Origin of the sequence: Thalassospira profundimaris (assembly GCF_003326795.1) — a bacterium.
Lineage (GTDB): Bacteria > Pseudomonadota > Alphaproteobacteria > Rhodospirillales > Thalassospiraceae > Thalassospira > Thalassospira profundimaris_C.
In genome coordinates this window covers 38,028-57,251 of record NZ_JPWI01000002.1, presented here as the reverse complement: position 1 = coordinate 57,251, position 19,224 = coordinate 38,028, and the positions used below count along the sequence as shown (strand labels likewise).

Annotated in this window: 19 protein-coding genes; 12 read left to right on the top strand and 7 right to left on the bottom strand. The window is 51.6% G+C overall.

The window, feature by feature from the left end; all coding sequences use genetic code 11:
- Positions 1-237: 237 nt before the first annotated feature.
- Entirely contained in the window at positions 238-1,890 is a 1,653-nt protein-coding gene (locus tag TH30_RS04615) for an ATP-binding protein (protein WP_114096923.1), read from the bottom strand.
- Positions 1,887-4,649, bottom strand: a complete 2,763-nt coding sequence (locus TH30_RS04610; RefSeq protein WP_114096922.1) for a class I SAM-dependent DNA methyltransferase — start codon at positions 4,647-4,649, stop codon at positions 1,887-1,889. The genes TH30_RS04615 and TH30_RS04610 overlap by 4 nt, the downstream gene beginning before the upstream one ends.
- Positions 4,650-5,174: 525 nt before the next feature.
- On the opposite strand from TH30_RS04610, the gene TH30_RS04605 reads away from it, so the two are divergent.
- Both TH30_RS04605 and TH30_RS04600 read left to right on the top strand, forming a co-directional pair.
- On the top strand, positions 5,175-5,750 hold the full coding sequence (locus TH30_RS04605) for a BRO-N domain-containing protein (protein WP_258548608.1): 576 nt from the start codon (positions 5,175-5,177) through the stop codon (positions 5,748-5,750).
- A gap of 76 nt (positions 5,751-5,826) precedes the next feature.
- Positions 5,827-7,452, top strand: a complete 1,626-nt coding sequence (locus TH30_RS04600) for a recombinase family protein (protein ID WP_114096920.1) — start codon at positions 5,827-5,829, stop codon at positions 7,450-7,452.
- 38 nt (positions 7,453-7,490) lie between these two features.
- Here TH30_RS04600 and TH30_RS04595 read toward each other — a convergent pair whose 3' ends face one another.
- The 4 genes from TH30_RS04595 to TH30_RS04580 form a co-directional block, all read right to left on the bottom strand.
- A complete protein-coding gene (locus TH30_RS04595; RefSeq protein ID WP_220150271.1) occupies positions 7,491-8,081 on the bottom strand; it encodes an ATPase in 591 nt (196 codons plus the stop codon).
- A complete protein-coding gene (locus TH30_RS04590; RefSeq protein ID WP_114097180.1) occupies positions 8,081-8,332 on the bottom strand; it encodes a hypothetical protein in 252 nt (83 codons plus the stop codon). The genes TH30_RS04595 and TH30_RS04590 overlap by 1 nt, the downstream gene beginning before the upstream one ends.
- A gap of 137 nt (positions 8,333-8,469) precedes the next feature.
- Entirely contained in the window at positions 8,470-9,066 is a 597-nt protein-coding gene (locus TH30_RS04585; protein WP_114096918.1) for a hypothetical protein, read from the bottom strand.
- Complete coding sequence (locus TH30_RS04580; RefSeq protein ID WP_114096917.1) at positions 9,054-10,058, bottom strand: helix-turn-helix domain-containing protein; 1,005 nt, start codon at positions 10,056-10,058, stop codon at positions 9,054-9,056. Before TH30_RS04580 ends, TH30_RS04585 begins: the two co-directional genes overlap by 13 nt.
- 438 nt (positions 10,059-10,496) lie before the next feature.
- Here TH30_RS04580 and TH30_RS21960 point away from each other — a divergent pair, with 438 nt between their 5' ends.
- The 9 genes from TH30_RS21960 to TH30_RS04540 all read left to right on the top strand — a co-directional run bounded on the left by TH30_RS21960 (position 10,497) and on the right by TH30_RS04540 (position 17,186).
- On the top strand, positions 10,497-10,862 hold the full coding sequence (locus TH30_RS21960) for a hypothetical protein (RefSeq protein WP_143588750.1): 366 nt from the start codon (positions 10,497-10,499) through the stop codon (positions 10,860-10,862).
- Positions 10,863-11,074: 212 nt separating this feature from the next.
- Positions 11,075-11,788 (top strand): hypothetical protein, encoded by a 714-nt coding sequence (locus TH30_RS04575; RefSeq protein ID WP_063089295.1) that lies wholly within the window; start codon positions 11,075-11,077, stop codon positions 11,786-11,788.
- Positions 11,772-12,005, top strand: a complete 234-nt coding sequence (locus TH30_RS04570) for a helix-turn-helix domain-containing protein (RefSeq protein ID WP_063089296.1) — start codon at positions 11,772-11,774, stop codon at positions 12,003-12,005. The genes TH30_RS04575 and TH30_RS04570 overlap by 17 nt, the downstream gene beginning before the upstream one ends.
- Positions 11,992-12,735, top strand: coding sequence for a nucleotide-binding protein (locus tag TH30_RS04565; protein ID WP_063089297.1), 744 nt, complete (start codon positions 11,992-11,994; stop codon positions 12,733-12,735). Before TH30_RS04570 ends, TH30_RS04565 begins: the two co-directional genes overlap by 14 nt.
- On the top strand, positions 12,735-13,172 hold the full coding sequence (locus TH30_RS04560) for a hypothetical protein (protein ID WP_063089298.1): 438 nt from the start codon (positions 12,735-12,737) through the stop codon (positions 13,170-13,172). Before TH30_RS04565 ends, TH30_RS04560 begins: the two co-directional genes overlap by 1 nt.
- Before the next feature lie 28 nt (positions 13,173-13,200).
- Positions 13,201-13,539 (top strand): hypothetical protein, encoded by a 339-nt coding sequence (locus TH30_RS04555; RefSeq protein ID WP_063089299.1) that lies wholly within the window; start codon positions 13,201-13,203, stop codon positions 13,537-13,539.
- Between the two features lie 13 nt (positions 13,540-13,552).
- On the top strand, positions 13,553-13,858 hold the full coding sequence (locus TH30_RS04550) for a hypothetical protein (protein WP_063089300.1): 306 nt from the start codon (positions 13,553-13,555) through the stop codon (positions 13,856-13,858).
- Complete coding sequence (locus tag TH30_RS04545; RefSeq protein WP_083952854.1) at positions 13,855-16,269, top strand: VirB4 family type IV secretion system protein; 2,415 nt, start codon at positions 13,855-13,857, stop codon at positions 16,267-16,269. The genes TH30_RS04550 and TH30_RS04545 overlap by 4 nt, the downstream gene beginning before the upstream one ends.
- Positions 16,251-17,186, top strand: coding sequence for a hypothetical protein (locus TH30_RS04540; RefSeq protein ID WP_143588749.1), 936 nt, complete (start codon positions 16,251-16,253; stop codon positions 17,184-17,186). The genes TH30_RS04545 and TH30_RS04540 overlap by 19 nt, the downstream gene beginning before the upstream one ends.
- A gap of 17 nt (positions 17,187-17,203) precedes the next feature.
- Here TH30_RS04540 and TH30_RS04535 read toward each other — a convergent pair whose 3' ends face one another.
- Entirely contained in the window at positions 17,204-18,043 is an 840-nt protein-coding gene (locus tag TH30_RS04535; protein WP_063089303.1) for a hypothetical protein, read from the bottom strand.
- Here TH30_RS04535 and TH30_RS04530 point away from each other — a divergent pair.
- The gene (locus TH30_RS04530; RefSeq protein WP_063089304.1) at positions 18,042-19,220 is read left to right on the top strand and encodes a hypothetical protein; all 1,179 of its coding nucleotides are present in this window, start codon (positions 18,042-18,044) and stop codon (positions 19,218-19,220) included. The genes TH30_RS04535 and TH30_RS04530 overlap by 2 nt on opposite strands.
- The last annotated feature ends 4 nt before the right edge of the window (positions 19,221-19,224 follow it).

Here is a 19,224-nt window from a genome sequence, read left to right as displayed (position 1 = left end):
CGATTAAAACGTGATCAACAACAATACCGCCCCTCAAATCCGCACAAAACATTGATATCTCATCATGTTCAAACCAAACCGCCATATTCAGCCTCTGCAAAATCAAAACCCGATCAACAAACTTTTTTGCATCTCATCTTGTTGGAATACCAACGGATTGCATTTAATTCCCATTTATCAAATTGATATTTAATGATTTTTTTGTATCCACAATTAAATCTACAGATTTAATTCGTCTCAATTGTTCCGCTCTCGTTCTGCTTTTTCCAGGAACCATCTGGCACCCTTGGTTTTGCCCTTGACTCTGATCTTGCCCGCTTCCTTGAGACGTTTGAGGAGCGCACTGATCTGCGGCCGTGTCTTGTCGGGCAGCACCTGTTCGAACTCTGTCATGGAGGCACCAGTCTCCCCGCAATTCCTGATATGCTGGAGAACCAGTTGCTGATTATGCCCTTCATCGAGCCCCTTGCGACGCGTGTATGCACCGGACTGTCCGACATGCTGGTATAAGGCATGTGACAGCACATGGGTCACGCCACGACCACGTCCCGTCTTCTCGATCACACCCTGCTCAATGAGATGAGCAAGGCGATCCTTCAGTTCATCCGGCACCGCTTGGCCTTTTCGCACCAAATCAAGGACAAGGAAGTCATTGATGTTCAGGCTGATGCCACGTTCTCCTGCGAGGCGATCCAGATATTGAACAAAGCGTGGATCGCGAATCTGACCATCAAGGTTAAGGATAACGAGGGCTTCGTCAGATCCTGCAAAGTTTGGCCTGTTTTTGCCCTCTTGAATGCACACGCGGAACATGCGGTCAGCTCCCTGGCCTGACCGTTCGACAAGACCGCAAAACTGGAGCGCCTCGGCAATTCGCCGGTTGCGAGGATGCTGTCGATAAATGATATTTTCCGCTGTGACCCCGTCCGGAAAGCCGCCGGGGCTTGTGATCTCAAGTCGGTTCGGATATTGGCGGACGAAGATCGAACGCCCATCGCGATATTCGCGATGTGTTACCGCATTGAGCAACGCTTCGCGCACGACATCCTCGTTGAAGGCCGGGATTTCATAGCGGAACAGGCCCTCCCGGTAGGAATGCTTTTCGTTGCGGGCGTTGATCTTCTCCCAGATGCTGTTAGCCCACAGGAAGAAGCCGGCCCTGTATTCAACACGGTCCTGATATTCGATGGACGCATCATTTTGGCGATATTCGAAGATCAGTTCAGCTTGAGGCAAAAATCGCGTCAGGCTTTCCGGCTTGCCAAGCAGGATCATAGCCGCAAGCGTAACGCCGCCATTGTCCAACAGATGCGCATCCGCCAGGATTTGGCTATTGCTCGCCCCCTCCAGGGCGCGATTGCCACTCTTGCGCACCCAGCGGGCGCGGAATTCAGCGATCGCCTCGGTCGAAAGATCCTCAATCGTCGCCCCCGTGCAGACTTGACGTGAATAGTCCGGTTGGGATTCGGCAAATATCCGTTCAAGCACCTCGGCCGTCATGGGAATGAGGGACTCCCCCGATCGCATCATATACTTGCCTTTATAGGCACGGGGCGTCCCGACCGGACGAGACGGGCAGTTAAATACAAGTACCCGCTTGCCGCTGGACATGATCTCGAAAACATCCACACGGAAGTTCAGCGTATCCAGAATGCGGGTTTTGATTTGCGCAATGTTGGGAAAGCACGATGTACCGACAATGCGCCTTGGCTTCTTGTCAGTCACACCAAGAATGAGATTGCCGCCACCCTCGTTGGACAGCGCAACGCAATATTCGAACAAATCCTCGCTCGCAAACTTGCGTTCCGCCGCCTTGAACTCGAGATGCTCGAATTCGTCTGCCAGCATCACGTCTTGCAACTGATGTTCTGTCGTGATCAAACCGGTCACGTTACCATCCCCGCCTTGCTTTTCTTGTCTGCACCGCCTGCGGTCATCTTGGTGTAGAGTTCAAAGAGCTTTTCAAGCCGTTCGGTGTCGTTGCGGAAGCGACGGCCGATATAGATGCGCTCAAGGGTCTCGTCATTGCGATCATGTGCCGCGCGCAGGTCGGTGGGCATCTTCTCGGGATCATAGAGATCAGCGATTGTTGCCGGAAAATGGGCCTCGCGGGCCAAGAGGACATTCTCGGCGGTGCGGTTCAGGTCTTCCTTATTCTTCTCAGTAAGCTTAGGGACGGGGAAAGTATTCCAGCCAAGGGTGTTGGAGTAGCTGAAGTCTGTTCTCATCCGCACACAGACTGTTCCGATCCACACCCAATGAAGACGCGACACGATCAACGCCATATTCCAAAGGGGAGCGTCATAGAGAGCAAAGAGCTTGTTAGATGCAATAGCGCTTTCATCGCAGTGATCGCACGGAAGATACTCTCGATTTTCGGAACTGACACCAGGCACAAGAATCTGTGTTTTTCTCGCGACGCCTGCAATTTGAACAAAACGATAGGGCTTTGCGGCAAAGTCACGCGTTGAGGCTGCTTGCGAGGCCTGCCTGCTTTCACTGACCCTTTTCAAACGTCCCGCTATGAATGGATGGCTGGCAGCGATGTCAGCTTCTTTTTCTTCGATCCATAGACAGTAGCGCTGTTTTCCATTGATGAGCTCTTCAGAGCCCAAAAAGCGTCGCACCATATGGCCCACTGCCGGATCTTGTTTCAAGACTTCGGCCTCATCAGAGGTTACGAACAGGTTTCCTCCATCTCTCGGCATATTCCCAAAGAGCATTTGTGACTGCTGACCAACAGGTGACGTTGACTTCGCCACCACTTCGGAGCGATTAGGAACCAAGTATGGACCAATAACCGTGCAGCTTTGCACGATATCTCCGTTAAACAGCTTCTTGGCTGAATTCGACTTCTTCCCTAAGCCAACAATGATAACGGTCACGCCCGCGTTATAGTTAGCCAAGTTGCTCCATTTGAAGGGAACATGTGCAAATGAAATTTCAACATCCTGCGCAAAAACATGCGCCCAAATGTCGGATGCCTGCTGACCTTGGCAAATGCTATTCGTTGCAACAAAAGCTGCAACTGCCTCTGGAACAGCTTTTGCGTAGTCTAAGTAGCGCGCAATCCATCCACTTACGAAATCAGTGGTTTTTGCAAGGCTAGGCTTTGAACTCCAAGCGTTAGCCATATCTGATTTCTGTTCAGAAGTTTGCCACTTGCTGCCTTTGTATGGAGGATTCCCGCAAATATAGGTCTCCCCGCCCTCGTTCTCGAAGTCGATCTGCGCCTGATCAACTGGTGATTGAAAAAGATCATCAGCATGATGTTTCACACCAGTTCCTGTGGGCGGACAGATACTCAGCCAGTCGAGCCGCAGGGCGTTGCCACAGGTAATCCAGTTCTTGGCGTCAAGCGGCAAGAATTCCGCCAACGCTTCCTTCTGGCCGCGATAGAGCACGTCGCACTGATACTCGGCAATGATCAGCGCCAGACGCGCGATTTCGGCGGGGAAGTCGCGAAGCTCGATCCCGCGAAAATTCGTCAGCGGAATTTCGGTACGGCGATCAGGGTCACCGCACCGCTTGTTTATTTCGGCCTCAATCGCGCGCATTTCTTTATAAGCGATGACAAGGAAGTTGCCAGACCCGCAGGCAGGGTCAAAGACCCTGATCCGCGCCATGCGGTTGCGCAGATTGCGGAGCTTTCGTGCATTGTCGCCAGCCTCCTCCAGCTTCTCACGCAGATCATCAAGGAAAAGCGGGTTCAACACCTTTAGGATATTCGGCACGCTGGTGTAGTGCATACCAAGTGCGCCACGTTCCTCGTCATCGGCAACGGCTTGGATCATCGACCCGAAAATATCAGGGTTGATCTGCTTCCAATCGAGATTACCGATATGCAAAAGGTAAGATCGTGCAATCTTGGAAAAGCGCGGAACATCCGTACTGCCCGAGAATAAGCCACCATTGACATAAGGAAAGCCATCGACCCAGCGCGGTAGATTTGCTTTCGCCTTATCCTCGGTCTTCGTGTTCATTGCCCGGAAAATCTCGCCAATCACCTCGTGGGTGTTGGACGAGTTACTAGCACTCATCCGCTCGACCGTCAGCGTAAAGCCATAGTTCGGATGCAGGATATCAGTATCCTCTGCGAAGAAGCAGAAGATCAGACGCGCCATGAAATGGTTCATATCGTGGCGGCGTTCGGCAGTCCCCCATTCAGGGTTATCTTTTAGAAGCTCGACATACAGGCGATTAAGACGCCCTGTCGCCTTGATATCGAACGCACTTTCCCTGATTTGCTTGACGGTCGAAATACCCGCAAGCGGCAGAAAAAAACCGAAATGATCGGGAAAGCCGGGATAATCGCAGACAACGACCTCCCCGCTGGCCAGGTCTTCCGCCTGAAATTCGATGCCATCGGTGGCAAGCACAAACTTCGCCTTGGCGCGGGTGGTTGCTCCGCTCGCCCGAAGCGCGGCCAGAGTGTCAGTTACCTCACCAGCGGCGCAGGTCTTGATATGGATGTTGCTGGTCTGAAGGACACCACCAAGGTCGGATTTGTTCGAACTGCCCGCGCGCAGGCGCTTAATGGTCGTGGCCTTGTTCCCGAAGGCTTCAAGAAAGGCGTAAGGGAACTCATCACCGTCAAACGGTGCTGCTGCAAGTGCGGAAATAGCTTCTTCAATCTCGACCGCGTTCATACACCTCTCCCCCGACATTTTTTAACGTCTGTCATTTTTGCAGGGCATAACAGCAACTGCTCACCCCAAGTCAACCAACAGAACTTAATTCCCATCACGATTTCAATGACGCCTATCCAACCTTCACACGCACAACGAATCATGCCCGTGAGTTCTAGCAAATCCGGAAGCTGTTTGTCTTATTCCTTTGTCCGTTGAGCATGGCACCGCCATGCGAATAAGCAGGAAGCCCGTTTGGGCTGTTTGGTGGGCCCACCAAACCTATCCTGCCCCCATCACGACAGGGTAAAGTTGTGCCATCTCGTGCACTATCATGCAATCTTTTGCATTTTCGTGCAATCTTGTGCACTCTCATGCATTCTTATGCAATGTACTGTTATTGCTACATTTTTTGAGAAACCTATTCTTGCGAGAACATGCCTTTTTACCCTTGCGCAGTAGTCACCAGGTCGAGTAATCAAAAGAATCCCGATGCGTTTCTACAACCAGAACGAAACACGCATCATCGACAGGCAAGGGGCAGAAATGAGCGAAATCATTACCTTTCACTTCGATAACGTCGATTTTCGCGCCATCGAAATTGACGGCCAGATCTGGGCTGTGGGTACAGATGTCTGTAAAGCACTTGGCTACCGCGATGCCGAAAAAGGTCTGCGAATGCTCGATGACGACGATAAGGGTACCCATATTGTGGGGACAGCTGGCGGTGATCAGAGTTTGCTGATCGTCAATGAAAGCGGTCTCTACTCCCTGATCCTTCGGAGCAGGAAGCCGGAAGCAAAGCGCTTCAAAAAGTGGGTGACATCCGAAGTCCTGCCATCCATCCGCAAAACCGGCGCATATCATCATGCTGACACGACACTGGCAGCCCAAGGCACCGACCAGCATGAACTGATCGAAGCGCTTCGTGACAAAATCAGCCTGCTCGAAGAGAACCGTTCATTGGTTAAAGGGAAACTCACCCACGACAAGTTTAAGGGCGTTGCCCGCCAGCTTTTCGAAAAGACTGATTTCAATGACGAAACCATAGCCGAGATCCTCGCTCCCGGCATCGGAACCTACATGCCGGAATGGGTCAGTTGGCAAAGGCGATTGCATTAATCCCCTTCTGCGTATCTCCAACGCTGCTCCCATCTCTTCATCCATCACAAGAACATAACCAGAATACGAGGCTTCCTTGAGAGCTGGAATTTACGCTCGTCACTCGACTGACAAACAAGGAACGAGCTCAGAAGATCAAATCCGTCGCTGTCAGGAATTCTGCCGTATCAAGGGATATGATGTCGTTGAGGTCTATCGCGACGAAGCCCTGTCCGGAGCGCACATCGAAAATCGGCCCGGCATTAATGCCTTGTTGATCGGTGCGCTTGACGGTCGATTCGATGTTGTCATCGCAGAAGATTTAAGCCGCATCAGTCGTGATCAGGCCGATACGGCCAATTTCTTCAAGAAAATGATCTTCCTCGGTGTCCCGGTGGAAACTGTCGCTGATGGGCTCATCAACGAGCTTCATATCGGCTTCAAGAGCACGGTGAATGCACTTTACCTCAAGGATCTTGCCGACAAGACCCACAGAGGCGTTGTTGCCGCTGTCCTTCGTGGTGGCGTACCGGGTGGCAAACTCTATGGCTATGATCTGGTCCACGCGCTTGATGAATCAGGTGAACCAATACGCGGTAAAAGAACCATCAATCAGCGGCAAGCTGCAATCATACGCGATATCTTCGCAGCCTATGCTTCGGGCCAGAAACTCAAACATATCTGTGAAGACCTCAATCGACGCGGTATCGAAGCACCAAACGGCGGCAAATGGGCCCCAACAACACTTGTCGGTTCTTTTGTCCGCCAGACCGGTCTGCTGCGTCAGACGCTGTATAATGGCACCATAACGTTCAACAAGATGCAGTATCGCAAACACCCGGAAACCGGCAAACGGCTCTCGGTGATGCGTCCGGAAAGCGAATGGGTAACAGTGCCGATCCCGGAACTGGCCATTGTCGATGAAAACCTGTTTGCCAAGGTACAGCGGGCCCTTGATGCACGTTCGACCAGGCAACGCGAACGCAAGCTGACGCCGAAAGTCACGACCGCCGACGAAAAGCGCGAACGGGCGATCAATCGATCGCGGGAATGGCGACGCAATCAGGCCATCACCAGCAAACGCGCCAATGCGGTCTTTGGTGGCAAGCTCTATTGCGGCAAGCATGGTGAGCCGATTGTTGCCACCTATGCACGACATTACTCTTGCAAAAAGAAAGGTTGCCCCAACCGAAGCCTCAACTATGACGAGGTTATCGCGTTCGTGATTGACGCCATCAGCACACTTGATCGCAATATGATTATGGCACATTTCGACAGCGCGGAAATGGCAAAGAAACGCTCAGAACTTGAACGCGAGATCAAGCAACTGAATAAGGAACTTGAGGCAGTCCGCACCGGTCTGAACAAGGTCATCGATGCCTTGGGCCCCGATGCCAGGTCTCACGAAATCCGGGCATTTTTTGACGACAAGTCGGAACAGATTCACCGTCTGAAACTAGACATCTCCCGATGTGAGCGGGAACTGGCCGAAACAACACTACCCAAAAGCATCGACCGCATTGTCACTCGCCACAACAAGTTGGTCGCAAAGCTGCAAACCTGGTCACGCGATCCGGAAGCCGTCGTCCCGCTGCGCCAGATCATCGACAGACTGATCATTCACGCCATCTGGAATGAGGCAGAGGAATGCTGGGAGCGGAGCTGTGAAGTGACGTTCGACTTTCCTGCGATCATCGCAGCCGACAAACGAGTTTCGTCCTGACTGTATCAAGACTATACCGGCAAAATTCTGCCGGTTCTTCACATGGACATTCCCCGGTCGATTTTCTGAAAAGCACGCGGAACAGCTGTCTTGAGCCAGGACGGTAATTGGCTTGCAACCTTACGTGTACGCCCTTTTACCCGACACAAAAGCAATCTGCTGCGCTCGCTCGAATTATCAAAGATATAAACCCGATCCGCCACTCCGATAAACTCGGCAAGCCTTGTAAGGCTTCGCGGATAACGACGTTTTACATCCTCAGAGGGCACATGATGCCCTCCGGCTGCGACGCGCTGAGCGATCCTGGCAATTGACAGCGACGGATCAGGCAATCCGACATAAACAAAATTTATGCCATAGCCTTTCGATCTCGCCGCCTTGACCAGTTGCAGCTCACGCTGCCCGGAAAGGGTCGTCTCTATGATGAAAGAGGTGCCAGAAGAAAGGTGGTTTTCCTGCTGCAAAATAGCTTCACGGCCCGCATAAACCCTGCCACGCTCTGGATAAAGTTTATGAATATTATCCGGATTAACCACCGGCAAGGATTGCGGTTCTGCCGGGTTATATCGCTCGACCAGCGTACTTTTGCCCGCACCGTTCGGACCAGCAACAATCCAAAGCTGAGCCATCAGATGGCGCGAAGCACTTCAACAGTGCCATCATCATTGACAGACACGAGTTCGCAACGGCCATCGGGCCATTTCCGGACAATACTGCCTTCATGTGCCGGATCACAATAGAATACCGGTCGTCCAGCTTCGAGATGGGCTTTTGCTGCCCGACCATCGTCATTGGCAAGCTGCTTCTCAAACTCCAGCCAGAGCTTGCGGCTGTCCGCCCCTCTGGCATTCGTCACCTGCTCAAATGTGATTTCCGGCATGAGATTTCCTTGCTGCACTTCGTCTGCATGTTTGTAAGACATGGATTCTTATACAGCATTGATACGTGTTGAAAAAACGCAATATCGCACTTATCGATCCGTTGCCGCCATTTCCTCAAGATCAGGCCCTGGCAAGATCAATTCTCTCCTGCCAATGGGCGAGCTCGCAGTTCACCCGCATCACACATTGCCATACTTGGCAGAACGGCATGCAGCCGTTTCATAAAGACATTTTCAGCCTTGGTCGCACTCCAAGGCAACATGTAATCCGGATAGGGTTCGGAAAGATCCCTGGCGGATAACCTTACCAGCGACAAGTCGACACAATCGCGATACTCGGTTGCCTTGAGCCTCTGGTCGATCTCGTGAACTTCTTCGATTACACTTTCCGGCCAAGGCCATTCCAGACCAGCCAACAACGTGAACCGTCGCCGGATCGGCAGGACAATCTCGACTTCAAACCGCTGCCAGACGCCTAGCGCACGCATGGTATTCTTGACCGGGGTCGTGATATCGCCGGTATCAAACTCTTCGATGTCGTGAATCAGGGCATAACCGGCAGCCTCCGGGGACGCCAGATCGCAAGCCTGCACGCAATGCTGGGCGACGGTCACATCACAGGCACCGTTCCAGCGTCGAATGCGAGACAAGCCAGCCACCTGATGACGAAACACCTCAAGCCGCACTTCAAACGACACGGAAATATGATCAGAGGACACCATCAGCTCACGCATGACACATCTCCGATCAGCAATCCCCGGCGTCCAGCAACGGTTTCTATGACCGGCATCAAATGATGGCGCACCATGTCCTGAACGCAGCGGCTCCGGGCTTTTAAGTCGATTGTGCTGCCATTAACAACCGCGCGGATCTGCGACAGCCAAAGACGCGGATTGCGACAACCGGGAATGTCAATCTGAGCAACAACCTGGCTTATCTCTTGCCATACTTGCGGATCGGAGGGATCGCAGGGATCAGGAATGGCATCTGCCTTTTCCTGCGCGGAGCATTCCGCAACCAACCCATCAAGAATATCCAGCACACCAAGCCGTGATGGCCTTTTTCCCCGTCGTTTAACCTCTTCCAAAGCCTGCTGAACGGCATCAAACCCGACACGGTCAATGGCCTCATTCACGCGCAAACAGGCATTGGCCAGCGTCCAGGGATCGGCACAAAGGCGCTGCCACTCTCTTGCCAGGATCAAGCATTGATCATCGACGGAAGGCAGGATGACGGCCCCCGTGCCGCTTGTGGCGTGGGCCTGTTCCTTCTCATCCGTGTTACCCTCTTTATCCGTGTTCATATTGGAACCGGCACCACATGCCGGTTTAACACCGGAATCAGGTGCCGGTTTGAGGGAACCAGATGCCGGTTTAGCTCCCAGCCCGACCAACTGATAGGCGTTGCGATTGCGCAGCCGTCCGGCACTCCGTACCAGACGCCGGATCAGACCAAGCTGTTCAAGACGTTTAAGAGCCTGTCGCACCTTGCGCTCTGACAACCCGGCTTCGCAGGCGATGGTTTCAATTCTGGGGAAGCAGTCCTGGGTTCGGTCATTGACGTGCGATGCCAGAACCACGGCAACGCAGATCTCCGAAGTGCTAAGATCGTCGTGATCGAAGATCTCGTTCTGCACCCATTGCCAGCGGGCAACGGCAGATGTTCCGACGGGTGCGGACGCTACGGCACCCTTGCGGATTTCGGCGTATGTATGAAGGGATGTCATGTTTGGTATCGGCGGAGTTTTGCTCTCGCATTTGCACTTGACAAAGCGATCCCGTTACCTAAACTGGTACTCAGATTTCGATGCTGAGGCAGTTTAAGCCTTCTCAAGAACCCGCTGCGCCAACAGCGGGTTTTTTGTTGCCTAAATTCTTGAAAAGTCAGGAAAAACTAAAACTCGGAACTGCCGCCTCCTCTTTTTGAGGAGTGTCCCCGAACTTTTTCTCTTGTTTCGCGAATCCGTCGAGTCTATATCTCAAAACTCGACGGATCGGAAAGATTGGTTGCGGGGGCAATCGCCGATGTTTGATTCACTTCCACGGGATTTGCATATTTTAGCTCATTAGAGCCAGAAGATCGCATACCCGTGATAGATTGGGATCATATCTTTCTCTTCCTTGTCAAGTCGTTAATGACCGAACGATGTATGATGGGGAAGTCTATGCAAGCCGCTTGGGGACAGGCAAGAATACAGGTTCTGGCGTTAAAACCAGAGATAACAGCCGCTCTGGAAGCAGGCCAATCGGTTGGTGCCATCTATGATGATCTGAGCACCAGTCAGCGCATTTCCATGTCACGCATAACTTTTTACCGATGGTGCCGCCGATTGCGAACACCCGCCATCTCGAATGCGTCATCCTCATCAATTCCTTCGACACAAAAATCACCCCAGGCACCTTCTGTTGCAGATGATCAGCAACGGCGACCTTCACCCGATACGAAAGCATCGCCTCGTGACGGCTTGAGCAATGAAGAACGCATTGCCGGAAAAATCGCCGAAGGAAGGGAAGCAGGTGAACTTATTTGAGGCCGAGCAATGACCAGAAAGGTTACCTCCTGCGGCAACGATCCGCCCACGCGTCATATCGATCACCGCCGGATTTTGGTTCCGGTCTGGTGGATGTAAATGCCCCAACACCTACGCCCGTTACCCGATTTTTTTGAAGATTATCGGGTCGGGCTTTTCGGGTAGGGGCCGGTGTTGCTGGCCAAGTCAGTGTCAGTTTGTGGGGATACAGTATGGATTGCGAAAAGCCGTCAGAAATTGACATCACGGCACCTGCGACAACAGCTTTCATCTTTAAGGAGGTGAACCGTCGCGACTGGTACCTACGCTTGTCAGCTCTGGCCAAGGAACTTCCATATATCGACTTTAAATTTGCCCAAGTTTCGAAAGGTTATCCGCTTGATACCCGTTCGAAGCTTCGCCTGGCGCGTGTGATTGCTAAAGCAGAGGTCGTATCAAAATATCCGGCCTGCCCTAATAAATGGGACGATATTACCGAAAATTTCGTATCTGATGGTTACGCTGTTGCAGTTTTGGATCTGGTTCTGGACGTTCTCGCCCAAGAGAACATTCACCTTGTTCCCCGTCGCATTGAAACTGGCCCGGTCGATGATATTCACTTGCTAGAGTTATCGTCTGGCAAGACTGAGAAATCCGGTTCAGTAAATAACATTCCGAGCTTGCTTGCGGGCAAAGAAACTCTGGCTACACTTCTGGCAATATGTCTCGGCGGCATTCTTGGAAGTTTTCTTGGTGTGCTATTCGGCCATTTGTTGGTCGTGCTATTCCTTGCTGAGGAACCTCCCCAGATATATTGGGAGCCCCCCGGATTTTCGCTCCGGCATTGGGAGAGATTGAAGAGTTTGATCTCCCGCTACCGCTTGATCAGCCCGACACCCTCAGTAAGCCGGTTCGACCAATGGAGGTCGAATGAACTGGCAATCTGATTATCTCGTTTTTCACCGTCGTATGCACGAACAGCGCAAAGCGCTTGGCCTGTCTCAATTAAAGACCGCCAGCCTTATTGGTGTGTCTGAAAGAACTTATCGCAATTTCGAAAACGGTACCGGGGATCTTGAAGGTGCAAAGCTTTTCAAACTCGCCAGTTCGCTCGGTATCAAAATCATCATTTCAGACGGAGTTATCGCTGATGGCGTTAATTAACATCACTCTGCAAGGCAAAGGCGGCGTCGGTAAGTCCTTCGTCAATACGCTGCTATTGCAATATTACCTTCAGCGCGGTGTGCCGGTTCAGGGGTTTGACACCGACCCGGTTAACCAGACCCTTGCCGGTTTTGAGAAACTGCCAGTCAAGATCACGAAGCTTGCGGATCGCGATGATGAAGTCAATCCGCGTTATTTCGATACATTGATCGAAGATCTGGTTGCTCTGCCCAAAGATGGCGTTGCCGTCATCGATAACGGTTCGAGTTCGTTTCTGCCACTTTTGTCCTATCTCGTCGAATCTCAGGTGCTGGAAATGCTGACGGATGCCGGTCATTCAGTCCGTCTACAGTCGGTCATCACGGGCGGTCAGCCGATGATGGACACTATCACGGGACTTGATCGGGTATTACGCTCGATCCCAGACATTCCTGCCATTGTCTGGCTTAATCCGTATTCTGGCCAGATTGAACATCGCGATCCCGGTTCTGCGCCCAAAGGGTTTGAAGATTTCAAAATCTACAAAAACCATAAAGATCGAATATACAGCCTGATCCAGATCCCGCCTGTGCGCCAATCAACTTTTGGCGAGGATATCAAGGCGATGATGGCAGCCCGCCTGACTTTTGATGAAGCGATCGCATCCGAAACCTTCAACATTATGGCCCGTCAGCGTCTCAAGACAACTTGGGGCACCCTTTTCAACATCATGGAAGAGGCGATGCTCTGATGTCTGCACTTGATGAAACCCCGCCATTTCCAAACAGCATTGAGACAATCGATGAACTGCGCACATTTTTATGGAAGCAGCATGGAGTAACTGTCGGAGAAGACGATCCGATACTTTTAGTCTTTACAATGCACCGGGTCGCTCTTGCTCAACAAGAACGCCACTATGACAGGCAGCGAAAGCACTTCATCGAGGCCATCAACCAGTCGATCAGTCATTTCACATGTGATGTCAAAGGTGCGATTGAAACCTTCAAAAATGAAGCAATCGGCGATGTCGTACGCGAACGCATAGAGGCGATGAATGAGGCCTCCCGACAGGCTGACAGAGCCTCGGCAAACATTCGCAAATATATGTTTTACCTAGGAATCTTAACGGCCGTGAACTTGCTGGCTGTGTTCTTCAGTATCGGCCTCCTGTTCTCAGTAACCAGATAGCTTTCACCTTTATCCCATAGAGGAAAACATGAAGAAAATTGACCTCAACACTCTGACCTTATCTGCATTTATTTCAATGACCATGATCGCTCATCCGGTCATGGCCCAAGTTGATCTTGGGGACACATCAGGCGACGGCGATACATCCTGGTCCGGCTACCTCGTAGATGGCCTGACCGGGATTCTGGATGGTTTGGTAACGATTGGCGCTGTCGTGCTTGGGATCGGTCTTTGCGCATGGGGGATTGTCGGCGCGATCAACGGCAAACTTGATCCTATGCAGGCATTAACCCGAGTGGTCGGTGGTGTTGTCGCTGTGGCTGCACCGTTTATCGGCCCCGCGCTCCTGAACTTTATCAACAGTTGATAAGGAAGAGCGAATGAAGGCGGCAAGTGTCGTGCAGGTTCATGTCCAGCATCAGATGACCCTGGCAGGTCTTCCTATGAACCTCATTGCGTTTTCGGCAATAGGGGCTCTGGTTGCTCTGATTATTCCACTTGCCTTGCAAACAGTGGTTTTGCTGATCCCGGCACCCTTGGCCGGACTGATCATCACATGGGTTTTCCTCATGCGCAGATTTCGGGCTAACCCCTTCTTCGACAAAGAATTGATCCTTGCGCCGAAGTTCTGGTTCAAGCGACGACACAAAGTATCTGTGCTAAGCGCAGGTGGAGGTCATCAATGATCTGGCCAGAAGTGATTTCTACTCTAGGTGTCTCTGCGATGGCAGGTGGTCTAGCTCTACCAGCCACCCGCAAACTGTTACTCGGTGATCTTAACAACGACTGGCTCCAGGACGAGCTGGAATTTGACAGCATTGATCATAATGATGGTGTTACAGGTCGTAATAAAGACGGTTCATTATTCCGTGTCTGGTCACTACCTGGAACGAGCTATGATGCTCGCGTTGAGACCGAACAGAACAATCTCCTTCTGGGGCGCGGTAATCTTCTGCAGGATCTGGCAAAGCTGGGGGTCGCTGTTCGTTTCAGCGGTGTCAAACGTCAGCGTTCAATTGGAAGTCATGGAGAATGGCCCAATTCGGTTCTTCAGGAGATCGGCGACGCCGAAGCTGAGCGACACAAATCGAGTTACTTCATTGATTGGTATCTGATGCTGTCGGCAACGGACATGCAAGCCCTGTCCGAGGCCGACGACAAGATTCAGGCATTGTTGGCAACATATAATGTTACTCCAGTCCGGATTGCAGAATATCCAGATGAACCATGCTACCTCACAGGATTCCTGAATGGTCTGGTATGTGGTGAATATCGCCGCGACCTGTCCGTTGCCAGCCACAACATTTCCGGACGCTTGCCAGCGTCAGATATCAGTTTTGATAAACTGACAGGCCAGATCGGCACACATGTCCCTGATCGTAAACTGCAGAAAATCATCACTATCACGCACTGGCCAGAAATTTTGAATGCCTTGTTCCTTGGCGAGATTCTTGCACTGGAAGGCGACATTGAAGTCAGTCAGGTATGTGAACCGTGGGGCCGCGATCAGGCAACACTATTCTTCGAACGGCGTCTGATATCAGAGAATGGACGGATCTTTGGCAACCCGGCCGGCGCAAAAGAAACATCTGCACTACTGTCGCTTTTAAAAGAAAATGCCACGGCACTGTTTGCAACTCAGTTTTGCATTATTCCGCGTGCAGCATCTGAAGAAGCACTTAACGAACTTATCCGCGAAATCACAGTTATTCTTGCTGACAGGAGGATCGGTTACTCAATCCAGACAAAAGGTGCGCCTGCCTGTTGGTTCAACCGGATGCCCAAGCCGCTCAAAGGCGGGATGATGCCCCCCGGAAGCCGGATGATGGCCAGCCTTGACCTGCGCGATCAGAATATTGCAGCCATCTGGGCTTTGCCCCACACACCTAACGGTATGCCAGAGAGCCCGCTCGGCCCGGCACCTGTGCGACTTTTCTCGACACCTTCAGGGCAGAGCTATTCATTTCAGTTTCATGTCGTAAACAAACCTCTGACGCTGGCAAACTTCCTCGTATTTGCTCCGGCCGGAAGTGGCAAGTCCACCCTGATCATGCATCTTCTCAGTGGCTTGGCCAAATTTCCCAAAGTGCGTTCATATCTGTTTGATTCCCAAGAAGGGTCACGCTTCATGGTGGAAGCCATGGGAGGTCTCTATCAAGGTTTTGACAGCCTGGCACTCAATGCCCTGGATGTCGGTGAGGACACCCCTGAAAACCGCGAACGCATTAGGCACATCCTGTATTCCCTCGCCGGAGGGATAGAAGATCGCGAAGACAGGAAGGCGATTGATCTCGCTGTCGAGACCGCCTTTCTTATTGATCCGCCGGAGCGGACATTGAACGCCATCTATCCTTATGCCTTTGCGCGTCGATCATCTCTACGAGATGCATTTGCGCAATGGGTTGTCGATGAGAAAGGCAACAAAGGCATCCGCAGCCACATCTTCAATGCTCCGCACGATAGCCTTTCTGGGATGCTTGATCAGTCTTTCAATGTCGGGATCAATATGAATCAAGCATTGAAAGACCCGACACTGGGCGCACCGATTGTCGCTCACATTTCCGAGGCGATTTATCACTCTGCTGTGCAGATGGCTGCAACCAATGGGGAAGTAGATGGCGGGTTTGCCATCGTTCTCGAAGAAGCGGCAAGACTGCGCCAGAACAAAGGCTTCCGGGATCTCAGCGACGTCATGTATCGCGAGTATCGAAAGCTTGGCGGCATTGTCGGGATGATCTTCCAGGATCCAGCCGCCCTCACGGACAGCGAAGGGTATGAGGCGATCATTGAGAATACTGCGACCTTCATTTTCTTCCCAAACTCCAAAGTCACCGAGAAAAGTCTCATTCCGTTCAATTTGAACGAAGAACAAAAGCTGTTCATTCAAGGCAAAACACGCAGTCGCAAGAAAAAGGACCGCCGTGTCCTGATCGTCAAACGTGATGAGACCACAGGTTATGAAGAAAGTCTGATTCTGGACGTGGACCTGACTCCTCTTGGTGAACCCGCACGCTTCTATCGCAGCGGCCCGGCCGCCAATGCGGTCCTTGAAAGTCTCAAACAAAAATGGGGGGCGACATGGCAAAGCCACCTGTAACGCGAGCGCGGCTTAAGGGCATGATCATCGCTGGCATGTTGATCATGACGCCTTCATTTGCATACGCCACTTATCCAGTCTTTGACGCGACCTCTTTTGTAAAGCTCACAGAGCAATTTAACAGTCTGCAAAAGCAGCTCGATCAATTGATGGAGCAAACCCAAATCCTTGGGAAAATCAGCAAGGCTGCGCAAGATCAGATCAACGCCATTGGGAAAATGGGTAAAATTACCATGCCCATCGTCAATATGGCGAAGATGGTCCAGGCGATTAACAAAGACGCTCGTTGCCTTTTACCCGATCTCTCGCGACTTCTGCCGAGCATCGATCTCGATGATCTGGACTGGGAAAGCATTTGTGCTCGTCGTGCCTTCTATCAGGAAATGTTGTGGTTCGATCCCAACGACCCGGAAAGCTGGAAGTTCAATGAAGGAACAGCACCTGAAGACTGGTCGAACCCTGATGGTGGCAGTTGGGGAGGTGCGGGCAACGGTCCAGATTGGCAAAATCCTGACAGCTCCCCTGAAGCAGATTTTGCGTTCCGAAAGGCAAGAGACCTTGCCCGGCAGCAGGTTCTTGCCAGGCAAAATGCAGTGGTTAAGGACGCGATCAATACAGGGTTGTCTCAGTCGGATCAGATTATTGATCAGGTGGACGAAAACCAGCAAACAGCGGATGAACTCGAAGCAGAGGCAGATGCCGCCGAAGATCTGAAAGCCCTAATGCTCGTCTTGATCAAAGCTATTCTTCATCAGGACAGGCAGGAGATTCAATCCCAACAACAAAGAGCACAGTTGATCCGTATTCAGGCGGCAACCCTGCTCAAACTTATGCCGCCTGAAGCAACAATTGAGGAAGCTCTGGGTGGAGTGGATTTAGGAGAAGAAGAGACAGCAGAAAATGGGGGCAACCAATGATCGCCCTCACCACACCTTCAGTTCAGTTGTTTGAGCATCGTCTCCAGGGCCTTACGGTCTGCATCACTAAGCGTATCCCCGTGATCGCTCAGATAGGCCTCGATCACCTGACGGCTTTGAGTGCGGGATTTGGCGTTCTTCTTCGCTTCATTTTGCTGACGGATCACGTTGTTCAACAGTGCCGTGTCGTAATTCGCCACTTCTTCCGGAGATCGCCAATCAGGAAGTTCACAAGTGTTGGAGAGAAGAACCACATCGTCACGCCCAACTTTTTTCTGAAGGCTTTCACATATAGCGTTGTCCCATTCGTTGTAAGGAACGCGAATCCAGTCAGTCCTGGGCATCATAGAGAACTGTCCACCCATTGCCGTGGATGCATATTCAAAGCGCCATTTTTCGTAAGCCCTCGACAAATCATGGCAGTATTTGATGGTGTCAAGGTCGGAATTGACCAATTCCATTCCCTCAGTGCCATATCTGCCAAGAATATAGTCAAGAGTGAATTGGGCACGGTTTGCTTCATACTCAGCTTCATATTGACTGCGAAGTTTTCGGTCACCGGCTCCATTAATTGGATTCCAAACACGGCGAATAAAGTCGCGCGTTTTATTTCCGTATCCGCCATCCCCTCCTCCTCTTTCTGTATCAAGCCAGACACGGTTCCAGTAATCGAACGCTTGGTTATCTACACATCGTTCATACGCCTTCTCCAGCTGGAGAAACGTGCGGTCCTCCTCCCAGAAGTTTCTCGCCCTATCAACATCGAAGAAGGCCGTCCGAACAGGTTCTTTGGCAATTTCATACAGCCCAGGGGTTTCACCCAAAGCGGGCAAGCTCACCAAAAGGATCAGCATCATGGAAAACGCTGAAACAATAGACTGTGCGACCTGTACTGTCGCGCAAACCTTCATCGGTCTTTCCGAGAAATTCTTTGGTTCGCTGTCCACCGTACTTTTGGACGGCATGATCGATGTTTTCATCGCTGTAACCTGCCTCTGGCTGTGTGTTTCAGGTCTAAAGATTCTACTAGGTCAAACAGATCTTGCAAGCATAGGTAGAGAACTTTTCTTCGTAATTCTGGCAGGAGCACTACTTGCTGGAAACAAAGCCGGTCTTGTCATGGGTTTTTATATGATTGCGACCGAAACCATGAATGCAGCGGCAAAAACAGTGCTAGTTGCCGCTCAAAATATAAACGACAAATCTTCTCTCATTGATGTGCCGGGCAAGTACACAAAAGCGGCCGCGTTAATATATGTGGCAGAACAAGGGTTCTTCAAAGTCCTTGATGTAGCTTGGGAACTCTGGAAATCGTTTTCGGTTGGCAACATGACCGGCCCACTCACGGCTGTCCTGATCGTCATTCCGTGGATGCTTCTGGTCGTCGTGTATTTTGCTCAAGTTACAGTCACGCTTTTCCGTGTTGGCGTAATTGCCGGGCTTGCCCCCTGGATACTGTTGGGAGTGGGATTCCAATGGAGCAAAGGGATGGTCTGGCAGGGAATCAAATCACTGATTGCAGCGGCTATGGTCCTTTATGGAGCAACCATGGCAGTAGGTATCTGTCTATGTGCAGTTGCCTTGCTCTCCTCAGGAGATACCTTCTCCGCCGCCAAAATGAGTGGTGGAACCTTCTTCACCAGCTCGGGCTTCCTTGCAGTTGTTCTTGGCGTGATGGGAACTGTCTTTGTCACCGAAGCGACTGCTGTCGCCAATTCTATAGCTGAATCGCAATTCACCAACACTGCAGCCGCAACTATGGCCGGTGCCGCGCTCGGTGCTGCCGCCACATTGGGCAAGAAGTTTGCGCCTCCCGGAGCAAAAGCTGCGCTGGCGTTTGCGGATAAGGCAACCGGTGCAATCCAGTCTGGCATCGGCTCAGCCCAAGACGCTTATGCGAACAACTCCGACATTCTTGGCTCAGCCAAAAGCAGTCTTGGCGGAGATATCCGCGACCTAAGCCGGGGCAACCATACCAAAAACTTTGATGACTATCTCGACAGCCTCCGTCGTGGCGGCATTTCACGCAACTGACACA